15 protein-coding genes and 1 pseudogene are annotated in these 16600 nt (G+C 40.4%); 7 read left to right on the top strand and 9 right to left on the bottom strand.

The annotated features are described in order from the left end of the window. Positions 1 to 14: 14 nt before the first annotated feature. The 5 genes from rsfS (at position 15) to QT327_RS25645 (ending at position 5142) form a co-directional block, all read left to right on the top strand. Entirely contained in the window at positions 15 to 389 is a 375-nt protein-coding gene (rsfS, locus tag QT327_RS25665) for a ribosome silencing factor (RefSeq protein ID WP_013664356.1), read from the top strand. A gap of 38 nt (positions 390 to 427) precedes the next feature. Further along, on the top strand, positions 428 to 2551 hold the full coding sequence (gene ftsH / locus QT327_RS25660; protein ID WP_130854800.1) for an ATP-dependent zinc metalloprotease FtsH: 2124 nt from the start codon (positions 428 to 430) through the stop codon (positions 2549 to 2551). Between the two features lie 144 nt (positions 2552 to 2695). Next, positions 2696 to 3340: a LutC/YkgG family protein gene (locus tag QT327_RS25655; protein ID WP_013664354.1), complete on the top strand. Its 645-nt coding sequence runs from the start codon at positions 2696 to 2698 to the stop codon at positions 3338 to 3340. A gap of 52 nt (positions 3341 to 3392) precedes the next feature. Further along, positions 3393 to 4463 carry a PA0069 family radical SAM protein gene (locus QT327_RS25650; RefSeq protein WP_207303713.1) on the top strand — a complete coding sequence of 357 codons (1071 nt, stop codon included), beginning with the start codon at positions 3393 to 3395 and terminating at the stop codon, positions 4461 to 4463. Between the two features lie 46 nt (positions 4464 to 4509). Then, on the top strand, positions 4510 to 5142 hold the full coding sequence (locus QT327_RS25645) for a rhomboid family intramembrane serine protease (protein WP_013664352.1): 633 nt from the start codon (positions 4510 to 4512) through the stop codon (positions 5140 to 5142). Here the strand turns inward: QT327_RS25645 and QT327_RS25640 are convergent. The 5 genes from QT327_RS25640 to QT327_RS25620 all read right to left on the bottom strand — a co-directional run bounded on the left by QT327_RS25640 (position 5139) and on the right by QT327_RS25620 (position 9772). Next, the gene (locus tag QT327_RS25640; RefSeq protein WP_130854801.1) at positions 5139 to 6128 is read right to left on the bottom strand and encodes a hypothetical protein; all 990 of its coding nucleotides are present in this window, start codon (positions 6126 to 6128) and stop codon (positions 5139 to 5141) included. The two genes, QT327_RS25645 and QT327_RS25640, sit on opposite strands and share 4 nt — an antisense overlap. An 84-nt stretch (positions 6129 to 6212) precedes the next feature. Beyond that, positions 6213 to 6572 carry a four helix bundle protein gene (locus QT327_RS25635; RefSeq protein WP_130854802.1) on the bottom strand — a complete coding sequence of 120 codons (360 nt, stop codon included), beginning with the start codon at positions 6570 to 6572 and terminating at the stop codon, positions 6213 to 6215. Between the two features lie 91 nt (positions 6573 to 6663). Beyond that, a complete protein-coding gene (gene rfbB / locus QT327_RS25630; protein ID WP_130854803.1) occupies positions 6664 to 7704 on the bottom strand; it encodes a dTDP-glucose 4,6-dehydratase in 1041 nt (346 codons plus the stop codon). 38 nt (positions 7705 to 7742) lie between these two features. Continuing rightward, positions 7743 to 8774, bottom strand: coding sequence for a UDP-glucose 4-epimerase GalE (gene galE / locus QT327_RS25625; RefSeq protein ID WP_289554244.1), 1032 nt, complete (start codon positions 8772 to 8774; stop codon positions 7743 to 7745). 14 nt (positions 8775 to 8788) lie between these two features. After that, positions 8789 to 9772, bottom strand: coding sequence for a UDP-glucuronic acid decarboxylase family protein (locus QT327_RS25620; RefSeq protein ID WP_130854805.1), 984 nt, complete (start codon positions 9770 to 9772; stop codon positions 8789 to 8791). A gap of 123 nt (positions 9773 to 9895) precedes the next feature. On the opposite strand from QT327_RS25620, the gene QT327_RS25615 reads away from it, so the two are divergent. Beyond that, positions 9896 to 11137, top strand: coding sequence for a 3-deoxy-D-manno-octulosonic acid transferase (locus QT327_RS25615; RefSeq protein WP_130854806.1), 1242 nt, complete (start codon positions 9896 to 9898; stop codon positions 11135 to 11137). A 90-nt stretch (positions 11138 to 11227) separates the two neighbouring features. On the opposite strand, the gene QT327_RS25610 is transcribed toward QT327_RS25615, so the two are convergent. Genes QT327_RS25610 through QT327_RS25600 form a run of 3 tightly spaced genes read right to left on the bottom strand, consistent with a single transcriptional unit; the run spans position 11228 to position 13866 of the window. Continuing rightward, positions 11228 to 12049, bottom strand: coding sequence for an SDR family NAD(P)-dependent oxidoreductase (locus QT327_RS25610; protein ID WP_130854807.1), 822 nt, complete (start codon positions 12047 to 12049; stop codon positions 11228 to 11230). Continuing rightward, positions 12036 to 13187: a radical SAM family heme chaperone HemW gene (gene hemW, locus QT327_RS25605; RefSeq protein WP_289554243.1), complete on the bottom strand. Its 1152-nt coding sequence runs from the start codon at positions 13185 to 13187 to the stop codon at positions 12036 to 12038. Before hemW ends, QT327_RS25610 begins: the two co-directional genes overlap by 14 nt. A 52-nt stretch (positions 13188 to 13239) precedes the next feature. Beyond that, complete coding sequence (locus QT327_RS25600; RefSeq protein WP_242627120.1) at positions 13240 to 13866, bottom strand: SAM-dependent methyltransferase; 627 nt, start codon at positions 13864 to 13866, stop codon at positions 13240 to 13242. Between the two features lie 535 nt (positions 13867 to 14401). Between QT327_RS25600 and pyrH the strand changes: the two genes are divergently transcribed. Then, positions 14402 to 15109 carry a UMP kinase gene (pyrH, locus tag QT327_RS25595; protein ID WP_013664341.1) on the top strand — a complete coding sequence of 236 codons (708 nt, stop codon included), beginning with the start codon at positions 14402 to 14404 and terminating at the stop codon, positions 15107 to 15109. Positions 15110 to 15199: 90 nt separating this feature from the next. Here the strand turns inward: pyrH and argH are convergent. Next, a pseudogene (gene argH / locus QT327_RS25590) lies at positions 15200 to 16530 on the bottom strand (argininosuccinate lyase). Positions 16531 to 16600: the final 70 nt, after the last annotated feature.

Raw genomic sequence — 16600 nt, 5'->3', positions numbered from 1 at the left:
ACTAAAATTTTTTAATGGTAAAAGGTAAAAAGGTTAAAGAATCCACTCATCTCTCGGAGATTATTATACACGGTATCCAAGAGAAGAAAGGTAACGAAATAGTTAGATTAGACCTCCAAAATGTACATAGCTCTGTTTCTGATTATTTTGTAATATGTCATGCCGAATCGACAACCCAAGTGAGGGCGATAGCGAAAAGTGTGGAAGAGGAAGTGTATAAAGCGGTTAAACAAGATCCATGGCGAAAAGAAGGGTTAGATCATGCTGAATGGATTTTGCTGGATTACATAGACGTTGTTGTACATATCTTCAAAACGGATAAAAGGCAATTTTATGCGATAGAAGATTTATGGGGCGATGCAGAACTGAAATATTTTCAAAGTGCATAAGATCCCGAGCTAAATAAACAAAGAGGATAAAACAATTTATGAAAGATAATATGTCAAATCAACCTGGGAAAATAAAGAAAGTTCCGGGGAAGAAAATCAGCCCCAAACCTCCTAAATTCAATATCATGTGGTTATGGATAGCCATGATATTGGGTTTTATTGCTCTTCAGTACGTTTTCACGGGAGAGAGTGCGAAAGAAATTACCTATCAACGATTTGAATCTACCATGTTGAAAGAAGGAGACGTGGAAAAGTTGGTAGCATATAAGCGAAATGAGTTAATTGGTGTTGAGGTTTATATTAAAAAGGATAAACTCAATCAAGAGAAATATAAGGACGTGCGCCCAAAAAATAACGGGCTTAATCTTTCCACCGGTAGTGCGGGACCCCAGTACTTTTTTCAAGATGGATCCTTCGATGCTTTGGAGCGTAAGTTAAACGCTGCACAGCAAGGTGTTCCCGAAAATCAACGGGTGAGTGTTACATTGGAGGAGAGAAATAGTCCTTGGACCGGCTGGTTACTGTCTATCATCCTGCCCTTGGGTCTTGTGATTCTTTTTTGGGTTTTCATTATGCGCCGAATGGGTGGCGGTGCCGGTGGTGCCGGCGGTCAGATTTTCAATATTGGTAAATCGAAGGCACAGCTATTTGATAAAGAATCTCAAGTAAATATTACCTTCAATGACGTGGCGGGATTGGAAGAGGCCAAGCAGGAGGTTATGGAAATTGTAGATTTTCTAAGAAATCCCAAGAAATATACCAATCTCGGAGGAAAGATTCCGAAGGGCGCGCTATTAGTAGGATCTCCAGGAACAGGGAAAACATTGTTGGCTAAGGCTGTTGCAGGAGAGGCGCAAGTACCGTTCTTTTCGTTATCGGGATCAGACTTCGTTGAAATGTTTGTTGGGGTTGGAGCTTCGCGTGTGCGGGATTTATTCAAACAGGCGAAAGATAAGGCCCCTTGCATTATCTTCATCGATGAGATCGATGCGATTGGACGCGCTCGTGGCAAAAATAATATTGTTGGCGGGAATGATGAAAGAGAGAATACACTTAATCAACTATTGGTTGAGATGGATGGATTCGGCACGGATTCGGGTATTATCATCTTAGCTGCAACAAACCGACCGGATGTACTAGACTCGGCTTTATTGAGACCGGGGCGTTTTGATCGACAGATTTCGATCGATAAGCCGGATTTGGTAGGCCGGGAGCAGATATTTAAAGTGCATTTGAAGCCGATTAAACTGGCAGCAGATGTAGAAGCGAAGAAATTATCGGCGCAAACACCTGGTTTTGCAGGGGCAGAAATCGCTAACGTTTGTAATGAAGCCGCGCTTATAGCCGCTCGTAAAAATAAAGAATCGGTTGATATGCAGGATTTCCAAGATGCAATCGATCGGGTTATCGGCGGATTGGAGAAGAAAAATAAAATTATTTCTCCTGAAGAGAAGCGAATTGTCGCTTATCACGAAGCTGGACACGCTATAGCTGGATGGTTCTTGGAACATGCTGATCCTTTGGTTAAGGTATCCATCGTTCCTCGTGGAGTAGCCGCTTTAGGTTATGCCCAATACTTGCCGAAAGAGCAGTTTTTGTATACCACGGAGCAGTTAATTGACGGTATGTGCATGACCATGGGCGGAAGGGTTGCTGAAGATCTTACTTTTGGCAAAATTTCTACAGGGGCGCAGAATGACTTGGAGCGCATTACCAAATTAGCTTATGCAATGGTGGCTGTATATGGTATGAATAATAAGGTTGGTAATATATCGTTTAACGATAGTCAGGAGTCTCAATTCCAAAAACCTTACTCCGAAAAGACGGCGGAGCTTATTGATGAAGAAGTTCGTAAATTGATAAGCGATGTTTATGAGAAAACGCGGCAATTGCTTAGCGAAAAGTCAGGCGGACTGAAGGCCTTAGCAGAAAAGTTATTGGAAAAAGAAATATTATTCCAATCGGATTTAGAGGAAATCTTAGGCAAAAGGCCTTTCGACCACCGTACTACATATGACGAATTTGTGAACGGTGATGAAGGTTCTTCTGATCAACGGAAAGCAGCTGAGGGGCTCATGCATGAAGGTGTAGGGGACAATTCCGGAACCTTCGATAAAACCAAATCCTCCGATGAAAACAGTACAACTGACACGGTGAAATAATCGTTTTACCAAAACTAATATCAAAAGAGACGCAGCTAAGTTGGTTGCGTCTCTTTTTTTATACTACCTAATTGGTTACACAGTCTATCTTCTCTTTCAGGTTTTTAATAAAAAACTTATAACTTGCACTTTAAATAGATGACTATGCAAGAAGCTACTGCGAAGGAAAGATTGTTGAAGAAAATACGAAAAGCGTTGTTGCTAAAGCGGGATAATCCCTACCCTAATTTGGAAGAAGTGCCTCTATATAAAGAGTCTGATGAAGCCATTGAGATTATGTTCGCTCAAAATTTTACAGCCGTTGCCGGTAACTTCGTTTTTTGTGAGGATGAAATCCAACTGATAGAAAGCTTACTTGCCATTACGGAAAAGGAAAATATTAAGCGGATTTATGCTTGGGAGAGCGAGATACAAGAAATACTTGATCGGTATGAATTTCCATTCTTTAGAGGGGACGCGGAGTTTCAAAAAGCAGAAATGGGTATTACGAAATGTGAGGCACTCATTGCACGGTCAGGAAGTATTTTAGTAAGCAATGGCGGTGCTGCAGGAAGAAGATTGAGCATTTATCCTCATGTACATGTCGTAATCGCCTATATGTCGCAACTGGTAATGGATCTAAAGGACGGATTTGAAGTTGTCAAGCGAAAATACGAGCAGATACCTACCATGATCAGTGCAATTACAGGCCCGAGCAGGACTGCCGATATTGAAAAGACCTTAGTTTTAGGAGCTCACGGGCCTAAACAATTATATCTACTATTGTTGGACGACACGATTGAGTCATAACAATATACTAATATTTTTAGCCGTAATACTAAATATATTAGTATATTTGTTTATGGATACAATGCAAAATGAGGAGTATTTTAAGGGTAGGGGAGCTCAAATAAATACACACAATAAGTTTTTTAAAAACAAATATGTTTGTGAGCACATAGAGGGCTTAGATGAGCCTTTTCTGGAAAATACAGCTACTCAGATCATAGAGTCTTATCCTAAACAGATTATAAGTGAGAGTGACAGTCCGGATTTACGCTTTATGAGGTCAATAAATCCTTATCAAGGATGCGAGCACGGGTGCATTTATTGCTATGCTCGGAATGCGCATGAATATTGGGGGTATAGCGCCGGACTGGATTTTGAAAGAAAAATTATTGTAAAACGTAATTGTGCAACCCTCTTAGAGAAGGAGTTTAACGCAAAAGGTTATGTTCCTTCAACCATTATGCTGTCCGGAAATACCGATTGTTATCAGCCGCTGGAGCGCAAACTTAAGCTTACACGATCTTTGCTTTACGTTTTTTTGAAATATAAGCATCCCGTTTCCATTATTAGTAAGAATAACCTGATACTTCGTGATCTGGACATTTTAACTGAACTGGCAAAATGGAAACTGGTACATGTAGCAGTTACGATCAATTCTTTAAATGAGGAATTAAGGCAAAAAATGGAACCTAGAACGGTAACGGCTGCTGGGCGACTGAATGTGATAAAGAAATTGACGGATGCCGGCATCCCGGTCATGTTAATGTGTGCGCCAATTGTACCGGGTTTGAACAGCGACGAAATGCCGGCCCTTATTGAGCAAGCGGCAAAGCATGGAGCCACTGCAGCTTCTTTTACCATTGTAAGACTTAATGGAGCAATCGGGGAGATATTTAAAGATTGGGTTCATAAGGCCTACCCGGATAGGGCTGAAAAAATTTTGCATGGTATTGCTGCGTGTCATGGTGGAAATTTAAATGACAGTCAGTTTGGTAGGCGGATTAGAGGAGAAGGACAACTCGCCGATAGTCTGCATCAGCTATTTAAATTGTCGGTGTCGCGCTTTATGGGTGAAAATAAGCTGACCGAATTACGTAGCGATCTATTCGTTCCAACCAAGGGGAAACAATTAGGATTATTCTAACGATTAATAACAATTTTTTAGTACTTTCAACCCTATTATTTAAGATATGGAGAGTTATATCACAGAAACACCTGTTGCCAGCCTAATTTTTGTTTTTACGCTTATCACCAGTATTTATGCCTTTTCAAATCACGGTGTTCTTGAAAAGTTTATGCTGCATCCATATAGCATAAGTAGGGGAGCGCGAATATATACATTACTTACCAGTGGCATGATTCACCGTGATTGGATGCATTTATTTTTTAACATGTTCACCTTCTCTTTTTTCGGTTTTCAATTAGAAAAAATTTTGGTATCCATCAGCAGCTGGGGACATGTACAATTTGCTTTAATTTATCTGTTGAGCTTGGTTATTAGTGATATAACCACCATTATGAAGCAGAAAAACAATTACAATTACTATAGTTTGGGGGCTTCAGGTGCCATCTGTGGGGTACTTTTTAGTGCTATTCTATTTCAACCCACCTCTTATATAGGTGTGTTTTTTATTCCCATCCCTGCGGTTATTTTTGGTCCCTTGTTTTTATTCTATTGTGTGTGGGCAGCTAAAGTAGGGCGCGATAGCATCAACCATGATGCACACTTTTATGGTGCGATCGTTGGCCTTGTTGTTACGGTATTACTATACCCTCAGGTTATTGGTCACTTTTTCAGCGCCGTAGGACAACTGTTCACTTAGTCGCCATAAGTCTTAGGTAAATCAATTGCTTCACACGGGCGGAATGATCCGTTTTGATCCGCCAAAAATGTCATCGGGTTTTCAGGATCCTTAATGATTTCAAATAAGGTAAAACCCCAAGGTTTCCAGAAATTTTCCAGTACCTGTCCATATGTCTTAGCTTGAAACGTATCAAAGATGGGGCGTGTGTCCATGCCCGCTAGTGGCATAGGTTCGATATAGACGATTTTTTCGGTTGGCAGTATGGCATATTCAGGTAGCCGATTAAAGAGATAAGCAGAATAAAAAAATAAGCCACAAATCTCTTCAAACTGAATGGGATGCAGTTTTTTTCCGGATACTAACTGAAGCTTCCGCTCGTGATATCTATTATTGGCTCCGTTGTCTTGCAAGCAAGCTACAATGCCGAAATTGTTCATTCGTAATGAGAAAACCAATGTGTTAATTTCATCTCGATAACTGAATTTGTCTTCCGGACTGTCTATTTCAAATACGTTGATGCTGAAAGGTAAACTGCCTTCGAATTCCATAGATTTAATCATCGATTGCAGCATAACATGTAGATTGGAAAATTTTTTGGCTAGAACCTGCGAAAAGTTCATCGCTTCACCGCTCATATGCTGTTGCCTGATCCCAATCTGTATTTCATTGAATACAATTCCATAAAGAAGCTTTCCAATCCATTGAAACAATAATTGCTTGTTAAGTTTGATTACTTCCTGATAGCCTCCTAAAAAAGCCGCTTTTACTTCCTCTTCTAACTTTTCCAATCTATCAGAAGTGTCTGCCGAACAAGGCACCTTAAGCTTTTTGTAAGTCGTTATACTTTCGTCGAGCAACTTGAATGGCTTTTCTTCTAAATGATAATGTTGCATCAGCCAGGAAGGGAACACCTGTATTTGTTCTTCGGATGATGTTAACGTTTGCCCACTTAAAAAGCAAGTCTTATTGTCAAACGAAAATTTATGAAAGGGGTAGTATAACATTGTTAAATAGTTAATAGGGAACTTGTTAATAGTTAGTAGGAAATAGAGAACTTGTTAATAGAAATGTTGGATCGAGATAACTAATCATTTTGTCTTCAATATCTGTATAAGTTTTATCAACATTCTCTTTATATGGATAATTTCTTCTTGCAACCGGCTATTTTCAATACAGAAATTTAAGCGCTTAGCAATTTCCAATTGTGTTTCTATCTCAACGATAGATCCTAAGCTAACATATAAAAATTGTATGTATTCCTTAACAAATTGTCTTGCGGCTCCTTCTGCAATATTTGAAGGGATTGATATAGCAGCCCTTCTCATTTGACTGGTAAGGCCAAATTTTTCTTCTTCAGGAAATTTAGCGGTTAATTGATAAATGTTCTGGACAAAGTCCAAAGACTTTTGATATACTAATAAATCTTTATGGGAATTAATTTCATTCATAAGCTAACCTTGAAATGACAGCGCATATCGAAAGAGGAAAGGGCGCTTAAAGCTTTACGCTATTAACCACTCCCTTGTTCCCTATTAACAGCTAACTATATTGCTTATTATAATATTCCTGATAGGCTCCCGAGGTTACGTTATTTAGCCATTCTTCATTTGCTAAATACCAATCAACGGTCTTTTCCAATCCTTCTTCGAACTGTAAGCTAGGCACCCATCCCAAATCTTTTTGCAGTTTTGTGGAATCGATCGCATACCGTAAATCATGGCCTGCACGATCTTTAACGAAAGTGATAAGTTTTGCCGATTCGCCTGCGGGTCGTCCCAACTTCCGATCCATAATGTTACAAAGTAATCGGATCAGATCAATGTTTTTCCATTCATTATGCCCACCAATATTGTAGGTATCGCCGGCCTTTGCTTGGTGGAAAATAACGTCGATGGCACGGGCATGGTCTTCTACCCACAACCAATCCCTAACATTTTCCCCTTTCCCATAAACAGGCACGGGTTTATTGTTTTTTATATTATGAATTGCTAAGGGAATCAGTTTTTCCGGGAAGTGATGGGAACCATAATTGTTTGAACAATTTGAGATGACCGTATTAAGCCCATACGTATCATGATAGGCCCTGACAAAGTGATCGGAGCTTGCCTTTGAAGCAGAGTAAGGTGAGTGTGGGTCGTACTTCGTTTCTTCGGTGAACATACCACTTTCTCCCAAGGCGCCATAGACCTCATCTGTACTAACATGATAAAAACGTTTGCTACTATCACCTTCCCAGTATTTCCGCGCAGCATTCAATAAGTTGACAGTTCCAACGACATTGGTCAGTACAAAATCCAAGGGGTTGCTAATAGAGCGATCTACGTGCGACTCAGCAGCAAGATGGATTACGGCATCCGGTTTGACACGCTCGAACAGCTCATTGATAAATGCAGCGTCAGTAATGTCACCCTTTACGAATTCATAGTTCACCTGATCTTCTATATCCGATAAGTTGGCAAGGTTACCGGCATATGTTAATTTATCGAGGTTAATAATGTGGTATTGCGGATAGTTGTTAACAAAACGTCTTACTACGTGCGATCCAATAAATCCGGCACCTCCTGTTATAATGATATTCATGGTCTTTCTATTAAGTATGTTTGCTAAACACAATTTTATTATCCAAATGGATTTTTCTCTTTTAAATAAACTTCCCAAGCCCAAGCCGAACGCATCATTTCCTCCACATCCAATTCGGCTTTCCACCCCAATTCCGTCAATGATTTAGAGACATCTCCCCACACTTTTTCGATGTCTCCTGCACGGCGTGGGGCAATTTGATAATTCAGTTTTACGCCTGTTGACGATTCGAAGGCCCTGATAATTTCGAGCACGGACAAACCTTTACCCGTACCGATGTTGAATACTTCATAATTGGCTTTGGCCTTATGTTCTTCTAAACGTTTTATGGCCGCTACGTGTGCCTTTGCGAGGTCTACAACATGGATATAATCCCTAATGGCTGATCCATCGGGTGTATCATAGTCATTTCCGAACACGGTAACTTTTTCTCGCTTTCCAATTGCTGTCTGTGTAATGAAGGGTACAAGGTTTTGAGGTACACCTAATGGCAATTCGCCGATTAAAGCACTGGCATGTGCTCCCACAGGATTAAAATAACGTAAAGCAATGATATGATAATTGGCAAAAGCCTTGGCCGTATCGCTTAAGATTTCTTCGGCTACCTGTTTAGTATTACCGTAGGGCGATTCAGCTTTTTGAACCGGTGCGCTTTCGGTTACCGGTAATTCCTTAGGCTGCCCATAAACTGTACAGCTTGAGGAGAATACAAAATTGATATCGCGATCCTTAAATGCATTTAATAGATTGAGTAAAGAAAAGAAATTGTTTCGATAGTACTTGATCGGTTCTTCTACAGATTCGCCAACTGCTTTGCTGGCCGCGAAATGAATGAGTCCGGTGATATCCGGGTTATTCTTTACAAATTCGATTACCTTTTGTTCGTTGCAGAGGTCAAATTCATGAAACTCCGGGCTATTTCCGGTGATGGAAGCTATTTGTTTCAAAACCCCTTTATTAGAATTCGATAAATTATCAATAATAACAGGCGTGTAACCTGCATTTTGTAATTCTACAACGGTATGCGATCCGATATATCCCGTACCGCCGGTAACCAAAATTTTGCTCATATAATCGATTTTAATTAATGCTTGTTATAATACGTAAAATCTTTGTGTTTTATTTCTTTTTCGGGAAGTGATTTAAAATATTTATAAGTCTTTTGCAGACCTTCCTCCCGTCCAATCTTAGGTTCCCATCCTAGAATTTCCTTCGCTTTTGTTATATCGGGTCTTCTTTGTTTAGGATCATCGATCGGTAGGTCACGATAAACTAGTTTCTGATTCGTTCCTGTCAGTCTTATTATTTCTTCACCAAATTGCTTGATGGTTATTTCATCAGGATTTCCTATGTTTACGGGTTGTGTATAATCACTCATTAATAACCGGTAAATGCCATCTATTTGATCGTCCACATAACAAAACGAACGTGTTTGTGAGCCGTCTCCGAATACGGTTAGGTCTTCACCTCGCAAGGCTTGTCCTATAAAAGCAGGTAAAACCCTTCCATCGTTTAGTCGCATACGCGGACCGTAAGTGTTAAATATTCGAACAATCCGTGTATCCAATCCATGAAACGTATGGTAAGCCATGGTAATAGCTTCCTGAAAACGCTTAGCCTCATCATATACCCCGCGAGGACCTACCGGATTTACATTTCCCCAATATTCTTCCGGCTGCGGACTTACCGTAGGATCGCCATATACTTCTGACGTGGATGCTACTAAAATGCGCGATTGTTTAGAACGTGCTAAGCCGAGTAAATTGTGGGTGCCTAAGGAACCGACTTTTAATGTCTGAATTGGAATTTTTAGATAATCAATCGGACTAGCAGGAGATGCGAAATGTAAAATATAATCTAGGCGCCCCGGTACGTAGACAAATTTGGAAACATCATGATTGTAAAACTCAAAATTTTCCAGTTTGAATAAATGCTCGATATTTCGTAAATCCCCGGTTATTAGATTGTCCATTCCGATTACATGGAAATCCTCTTTGATAAAACGATCGCATAAATGTGATCCAAGGAAACCAGCTGCCCCGGTAATTAATATGCGCTTTCTTGACATGCTTTAATAAATGTTTGGAATATTCTTTGGCGAAGATAAACAAATTGAATATAATTGCCGTTTCTTATAAAAAACTATCAGGGCCTTGTCTGTCCTTAAAATGATTCATAATCTTCTAACAGCATGTGGATATTGTATAATTTGGGTATTTTTTTGGGACAGTTTTTTGTGCTCATTGCCGCACCCTTTAATGCGCGGGTTCGGAAATGGAAAGAAGGCCGGCAAGGCTTGTTTAAGTTGATCGCCAGTAAAGTAGACTCATCAAAGAAACACACTTGGTTTCATTTTGCTTCCTTAGGCGAATTTGAGCAAGGCCGCACTGTTTTGGAAGCCTATAGAACACATTTTCCTAACAAGCTAGTGGTAGTTACTTTCTTTTCTCCATCCGGCTACGAGGTGCGAGCTAACTATGCCAAAGCGGATTATGTGTTTTATCTCCCCGCAGACACACCCGCCAATGCCAAGAGGTTTATCGAGCTCATCAATCCAGAAGAAGTGTTCTTCGTAAAGTATGAATTTTGGCACAATTATTTTAAGGCGCTTCATAATCGGCGAATTCCCCTTTATTTAGTTTCGGCTATATTCCGGAAAGGGCAATTTTATTTCACTTGGTATGGCCGACTTTTTAGATCGACTTTGCGCTATGTGACTTTTTATTTCGCTCAAAATCAGGAAAGTGTTGCTTTGCTGCATAGTATTGGTCTTAAAAATGTTTCGTTAACGGGTGACACCCGATTCGATCGCGTGGCGCTCCTCTCGCAGCATAAACGCGAGATAGAGGTTGTTTCCCGTTTTGTTGACGGACATAAAGTTCTAGTGGCGGGGAGTACTTGGTTGCCCGATGAAGAATTGATTATGTCTTTGCGACAGGTTTATCCCGAATGGAAAATAGTGATTGCGCCACATATTGTTGATGCCGCTCATTTAAATGAAATTGATAGCCGATTTAAACAGAGTGTGCGGTTCTCCACGTTAAATAGTAGCGTTCATCCAAAAGATAATGCGAATGCTTTTGTACTAATTATAGACAACATAGGTATGCTCTCCTACTTGTATAGTTATGCAGATGTCGCTTATATTGGTGGTGGTTTCGGCGTTGGAATTCATAATATATTGGAGGCGGCAACTTATGGCGTTCCGGTAATTTTTGGCCCTCACTATCACAAATTTCAAGAAGCAAAAGACCTAATTGCAGCCAAAGCAGCTTTTAGCATTCGCAACTTACAAGAGTTTGTAGCAGTGTTTGAACGTTTGCAAGAAATAGAGATTAGACAGGAGGCGGGGAATCGAGCGTATGGCTATGTACAACAACAGGCTGGTGCTACGGCGAAGATTATCGATTATTTGGCTGGAAATCGAGAGTAGGTCCGTAGTTGGGTGCAGTGGTGGCATTTACTCGACCATTCTTGAAAGTAGAAGGAATAAGGTGCGACTAACAACTGCTAATACATCGGCTCAAATCACTTTCGCTTCTCTGATTTTCCTCCTAAAGAGCTTGCCTGGTAAATATTTACTGGCCCAAATCGCTTTAATTTCACTTCCCGCTATAAATATTTCTTCTTTTTGTTTGTCTAAATGAGGGATCAAGCGTTTCACGAACTCGGATACTGACATTGCTTTGATGTGGACATCATCTTTCTTTTGATATTTTTCACCATTGCCTATTAGTGCTTTTTCGCCCAATGAGGTGTTTACGAAACCAGGGCATACCATACTAATGTGTATGTTGTCGTCGTAGATTTCCGGTCGCAGGGATTCGAAATAACCATGTAATGCATGTTTGGATGCTGCATAAGAAGATCTAAATCGCGTTCCAATTTTTCCCATCAAGCTGCTTATAACTATGATATGCCCTCTGCCCTGTTGTTGCATGGCGGGTAATACCGCTTGGGTTATGGCTACAGGTCCCCAATAATTAATGTCCATAATCTTTTGTGCCACGGATAACTTTGTGTCTATGGCTAAGGCCCGTTGGGTTACACCGGCGGAATGGATCAATGTGTCGATTCTGCCAAATATGCGTAATGCTTCCAGTGCTTTTTCGGGCAGGGAAGTTTCGTCTTCTAAATCAAGAGGTAACACATGGACATTCATGGGATTGCCTTTGCAGGCTGCTTTTACTTGGTATAGCTTGTCTCTCGAACGGGCAGAAATGATAAGCTTAGCGCCTATAGAAGCATAGTACTTGGCCAAGCCTTCTCCTATTCCGGCTGAAGCGCCAATAATCCAAATAACTCGATGACCGGCAGGTATTATATTTTTTTTAGATCTTTTCATGTTCATATCCTTCTTCAATAAAAAGTTCGGAAGCGATGTAATCGGCCATCAATTTTCCTGAAACGGTCAGTTTTAGGCAATCGCGCTCCCTATATATTTTGTTATCTTCTTCAAACTGCTTCGCATTGCTTACAACATAGCCCAGGGCGGCACTTCCGTAGAGACGTTCGAGGTATTCTAGATCGAGCCCCCACATTGTTCGTAAAGAAGTCATGATATACTCATTGATCCGATCGATTTCAGGTAATGTCTCGACCTCAGCAGGAACACGCTGATGGTTTATCGATGTTATATACTGCTGGTTGTTATTGATATTCCATTGCCGTTGTAATCCATTGAACGAATGAGCGGAAGGACCTATTCCTAAATAGGGCTTTGATTTCCAGTAATTTGTGTTGTGTTTTGCATAACGACTCGGTAATGCAAAATTTGAAATTTCGTAATGCTCATAAGCATAGCCGTCCAGCGTTTCAATGAGTTGAAGAAATTGTGCTGCCGCCTGTTCATCGTCCATTTTTTTATATTTTCCTACCTTTATGAGATGGGCTAAGGCTGTTTTTGGCTCTACTGTCAAACTGTAAGCAGAGATATGCGGAATGTGAAGCTGTACGAGTTTCTGTATATTGTTTAACCATTTTTCATCGGTTAACAAAGGATAGCCATAAATTAAGTCGGCTGTGATATCTTCAAAACCGGCATCCTGTACTCGCTTTATCGCACTATCGGCTTCTTGAGCAGTATGCGCACGGTTCATCCATTTCAGATCTTCGTCATAGAACGACTGGATACCAATACTGAATCTGTTAATGGAAGTTCTTCGAAAAGCTTCAATCTTTGTTTTGCCTAAGTCGTCCGGATTTGCTTCCAGGGTGATTTCAACCGTATTGCTAATGTCGTAATGGCGACTTGCCTCATCCAGTAAGAAACTGATTTCCGATGCTTCTAAGATCGAAGGCGTGCCTCCGCCAAAATAGATTGTATTAATTCGATCGGTGGGAAGATAGCTCGATTGTAAGCGCAGTTCTTTCGCCATGGCTTCCAACATTTCATTTTTGTACTTGATTGAAGTGCTGAAATGAAAATCACAGTAGTGACATGCTTGTTTGCAAAAAGGTATATGAAAGTAAATACCGCCCATGCCTGCAAAGTTAAGGCAATGGAATGGATTTATTCTTCATCGTTAACTCATTTTATATAGGCTTCTTTTCCGGGATCGTCCAGAAGTAAATAGTAGATTCGCCAACTTTGATTTTTTTCTCAGGCTGCCAATCCCCCATATCAAATTCGTTTGAGACAATACGCGTACCGGGTTTTAATTGTTCCAATAGTTTTGGACGCAGTTTTAAATTGACATAGGGAAGCAGATACAGCGTCACCACGGATGCTTTACTGAAATCCACGTCAAAAAGATCTTGCTGTAGGAACTGAACCTTGTCGCTAACACCTTCTTTCTGTGCATTTCGATTCGCTTCCTTAATTCTATTCGGATCTATATCTACGCCAACACCGGTGGCTCCATACTCTTTAGCTGCCGTAATAACGATCCGGCCGTCTCCGCAACCTAAATCATATATCAAGTCGTTTTTGTTTACCTGGGCAATTTGTAGCATCGCTTCAACAACCGCTGGTTTACTGGCTACGTAAGGAACATCCAAAGATTGTTCTGTCCCGGTCTTCTTAGTAGAACAGGAAAGGAGTCCAAGGCATGTTGATAAAAAAAGTATGATAGCTAGCGGAAGTTTTTCTGCTAACTTCGAACGTTTATTTAAGTCGACAACCATATAATGTGTTAAGGTCTGTGGTAAAAGTTTTGACATAAAGGTACAACAATCGTACCTAATTTCTAATGTATTTTACCTTTTAAGACGCTGTTTCACTTAAACAGCTTCTTGAACGTAGATGCGCAATGCGATCATCGCACTTTGTGATGAAATTGTTATGCATCTGATAGATTTTGAGTAAATGGATTATTACGATTTTTTAATATCTTTGGCGGGCTGTTCTTATTTCATTATCTAAAGCATATAGGTACCGCATACAGGTTAGGGACGTAATTGCCGGGAGCGTGAAATTTCAAAAGATGAATAAGAATCCCCTTGACAAAATCGTTGTTTTGAAAGATACATTGAAAAGACTACGCTATATATCTTTAAAAATTAAATAACATCTGGATGAATATCCACCATTTTATATCACAAGAAAATACGAGTTTTATCAATCCCTTATTTATCTTGTATACTTTCCCCCCAAATAACATAGCTACCCAATTTTGCGTCGTTGTTAATGACGACCCACAAGTTGAGGAATTGTACGGGCAAAATAATGTAAATACTTATCAATAATTATATACAAATGAAATACAAACGTATCCTACTTAAACTTAGCGGAGAAGCTTTAATGGGTAACAAACAGTACGGTATCGATATCGACCGTGTCGCCCAGTACGCACAAGACATAAAAGCTGTCTATGATGAAGGGGTAGAGATTGCAATTGTTATTGGAGGCGGAAACATTTACCGTGGACTGAGTGCAGAAAAAGCAGGGATGGATCGTGTGCAAGCTGACTACATGGGCATGCTGGCCACCGTCATCAACAGCATGGCTTTACAGGATGCGTTAGAAAAGGCTGGCATGAAAACGCGCCTGCTCACAGCGATAAAAATGGAGCAGATTTGCGAGCCGTTTATCCGAAGAAGGGCAGTAAGGCATCTGGAAAAAGGTAGAATCGTAATTTTTGGTGCCGGTACTGGAAACCCATACTTTACTACGGATACGGCGGCTTCTTTAAGAGCTATTGAAATCAATGCGGATGTTGTGTTAAAAGGTACTCGGGTAGACGGTATCTATACTGCCGATCCGGAAAAGGATCCTAATGCAACTAAGTTTGACCAGATTACCTTCCAAGATGTATATAATCAAGGATTGAATGTAATGGATATGACAGCCTTTACTTTATGCCAAGAGAATAAATTGCCGATTATCGTATTTGACATGAACAAAAGTGGCAATTTAGTTCGTTTAGCACAAGGCGAGCTAATAGGTACTTTGGTAAAAGACTAAGGCAGCTTAAAGGAGTGGGATGTAGGGTATAAGGCTTATGGTTAATTTGATAACCTTATGCGTTATGCCCTACATCTTCACCTTTCGTCCTTATTGAAGCAATTCCTTTAAGGCTCGGTCCACTTTATGGAAACCAAATTCGCCCAGGACCTTATCGAAGAGGTTTTTTATTTCTTTGTTTTGTAAGTTTCCGATGCTCCCTTCGTGCGTGTGCTTTACTTCCTTAATGGGTTTAAAAGTCCCTTTTTCTATTGCCAAACCGATGTTTTTATAAGCCTCTCTAAAAGGGACGCCTTGTAACACTTCATGATTCACCACTTCTACACTGAATAAGTAGTTGTATTTTGGATCCTCGAGAATATTTGTATTGACTTTAATATTGCTCAGCATTAAGTGCATCATTGAAGGCAGTCGTTGATGGATTGAAAGGCAGGAAATAAATTCTCTTTCAGCAACTGCAAGTCTCGATGATATCCCGAAGGAAGATTTGTGGTCATCAAAGCGATTTCATTTGGCAAGGCCTGGATTTTATTGCAGCGAGCTCGGATAAGTTCAAAGACGTCCGGGTTTTTTTTATGGGGCATGATGCTGGATCCTGTGGTCAATTTATCGGGAAAACTAATGAATCCGAAATTTTGATTCATATATAGGCAGGCATCCATGGCCATTTTTGCTAGTGACGCGGCGATTGCACTCATTCCTTGTGCTAAGACTCGTTCTGTCTTTCCACGGCCCATCTGTGCGTATACAACGTTGTAGTTTAAGGTCTCAAAACCCAATAATTCGGTGGTTAATGTTCTGTTCAATGGAAAGGAAGAACCATAGCCTGCTGCGGAACCCAAAGGGTTCTTATTGCATATCTTCCAAGCGGCCAACATAAGCTCCAGATCGTCTACTAAGCTTTCAGCGTAAGCACCAAACCAAAGCCCAAATGAGGAAGGCATAGCAATTTGCAAATGGGTATACCCCGGCATTAACACTTCCCGGTATTGATTACTTAGTTCTATGAGTAGCTCGAATAAAAACTTAGTATTTTCTACAATTTGTTTGATCTCGTTTCTAAAGTAAAGTTTGAGGTCGACCAATACCTGATCGTTTCTTGAACGACCACTGTGTATTTTCTTTCCGGCATCTCCGATACGTTGCGTGAGCAATAGCTCAATCTGAGAGTGAACGTCCTCCACATGCTCATCAATTGTAAAACCACCCGTCTCAATTTCGCGATAAATCTTTTTGAGCTCTTCTTGAATAACCGCTAGTTCGTCTTTTGTCAATAGGCCAATGCTTTCGAGCATCTGCGTATGCGCCAGGGATCCTAATACATCAAAAGGAGCCAAAAATATATCAAGTGCTCGATCGTTTCCTACTGTGAATTTTTCGACCGATTGCTCTACTTCCGTTTCTTTTTGCCAAAGTTTCATATGTAAATAATTTGTCTTTGAAAGGTCATATGGAATGTCCAGATTATTTTCATTCGAGTTTGTGTTTTGC

The sequence above is a fragment of the Olivibacter sp. 47 genome, from assembly GCF_030372825.1.
In the GTDB taxonomy this organism is placed as follows: domain Bacteria; phylum Bacteroidota; class Bacteroidia; order Sphingobacteriales; family Sphingobacteriaceae; genus Olivibacter; species Olivibacter oleidegradans.
This window is presented reverse-complemented; position numbering and strand designations above follow the sequence as displayed.

Bases quoted from the DNA above. Each gene is read 5' to 3' on its own strand.
- QT327_RS25620 (WP_130854805.1), bottom strand. From the start codon at position 9,772: ATGTCAAGAAAGCGCATATTAATTACCGGGGCAGCTGGTTTCCTTGGA.
- QT327_RS25645 (WP_013664352.1), top strand. From the start codon at position 4,510: ATGGAGAGTTATATCACAGAAACACCTGTTGCCAGCCTAATTTTTGTT.
- QT327_RS25640 (WP_130854801.1), bottom strand. From the start codon at position 6,128: ATGTTATACTACCCCTTTCATAAATTTTCGTTTGACAATAAGACTTGC.
- QT327_RS25600 (WP_242627120.1), bottom strand. From the start codon at position 13,866: ATGTCAAAACTTTTACCACAGACCTTAACACATTATATGGTTGTCGAC.
- rfbB (WP_130854803.1), bottom strand. From the start codon at position 7,704: ATGAATATCATTATAACAGGAGGTGCCGGATTTATTGGATCGCACGTA.
- QT327_RS25610 (WP_130854807.1), bottom strand. From the start codon at position 12,049: ATGAAAAGATCTAAAAAAAATATAATACCTGCCGGTCATCGAGTTATT.
- QT327_RS25650 (WP_207303713.1), top strand. From the start codon at position 3,393: ATGGATACAATGCAAAATGAGGAGTATTTTAAGGGTAGGGGAGCTCAA.
- QT327_RS25635 (WP_130854802.1), bottom strand. From the start codon at position 6,572: ATGAATGAAATTAATTCCCATAAAGATTTATTAGTATATCAAAAGTCT.
- galE (WP_289554244.1), bottom strand. From the start codon at position 8,774: ATGAGCAAAATTTTGGTTACCGGCGGTACGGGATATATCGGATCGCAT.
- QT327_RS25615 (WP_130854806.1), top strand. From the start codon at position 9,896: ATGTGGATATTGTATAATTTGGGTATTTTTTTGGGACAGTTTTTTGTG.
- hemW (WP_289554243.1), bottom strand. From the start codon at position 13,187: ATGGGCGGTATTTACTTTCATATACCTTTTTGCAAACAAGCATGTCAC.
- ftsH (WP_130854800.1), top strand. From the start codon at position 428: ATGAAAGATAATATGTCAAATCAACCTGGGAAAATAAAGAAAGTTCCG.
- QT327_RS25655 (WP_013664354.1), top strand. From the start codon at position 2,696: ATGCAAGAAGCTACTGCGAAGGAAAGATTGTTGAAGAAAATACGAAAA.
- rsfS (WP_013664356.1), top strand. From the start codon at position 15: ATGGTAAAAGGTAAAAAGGTTAAAGAATCCACTCATCTCTCGGAGATT.
- pyrH (WP_013664341.1), top strand. From the start codon at position 14,402: ATGAAATACAAACGTATCCTACTTAAACTTAGCGGAGAAGCTTTAATG.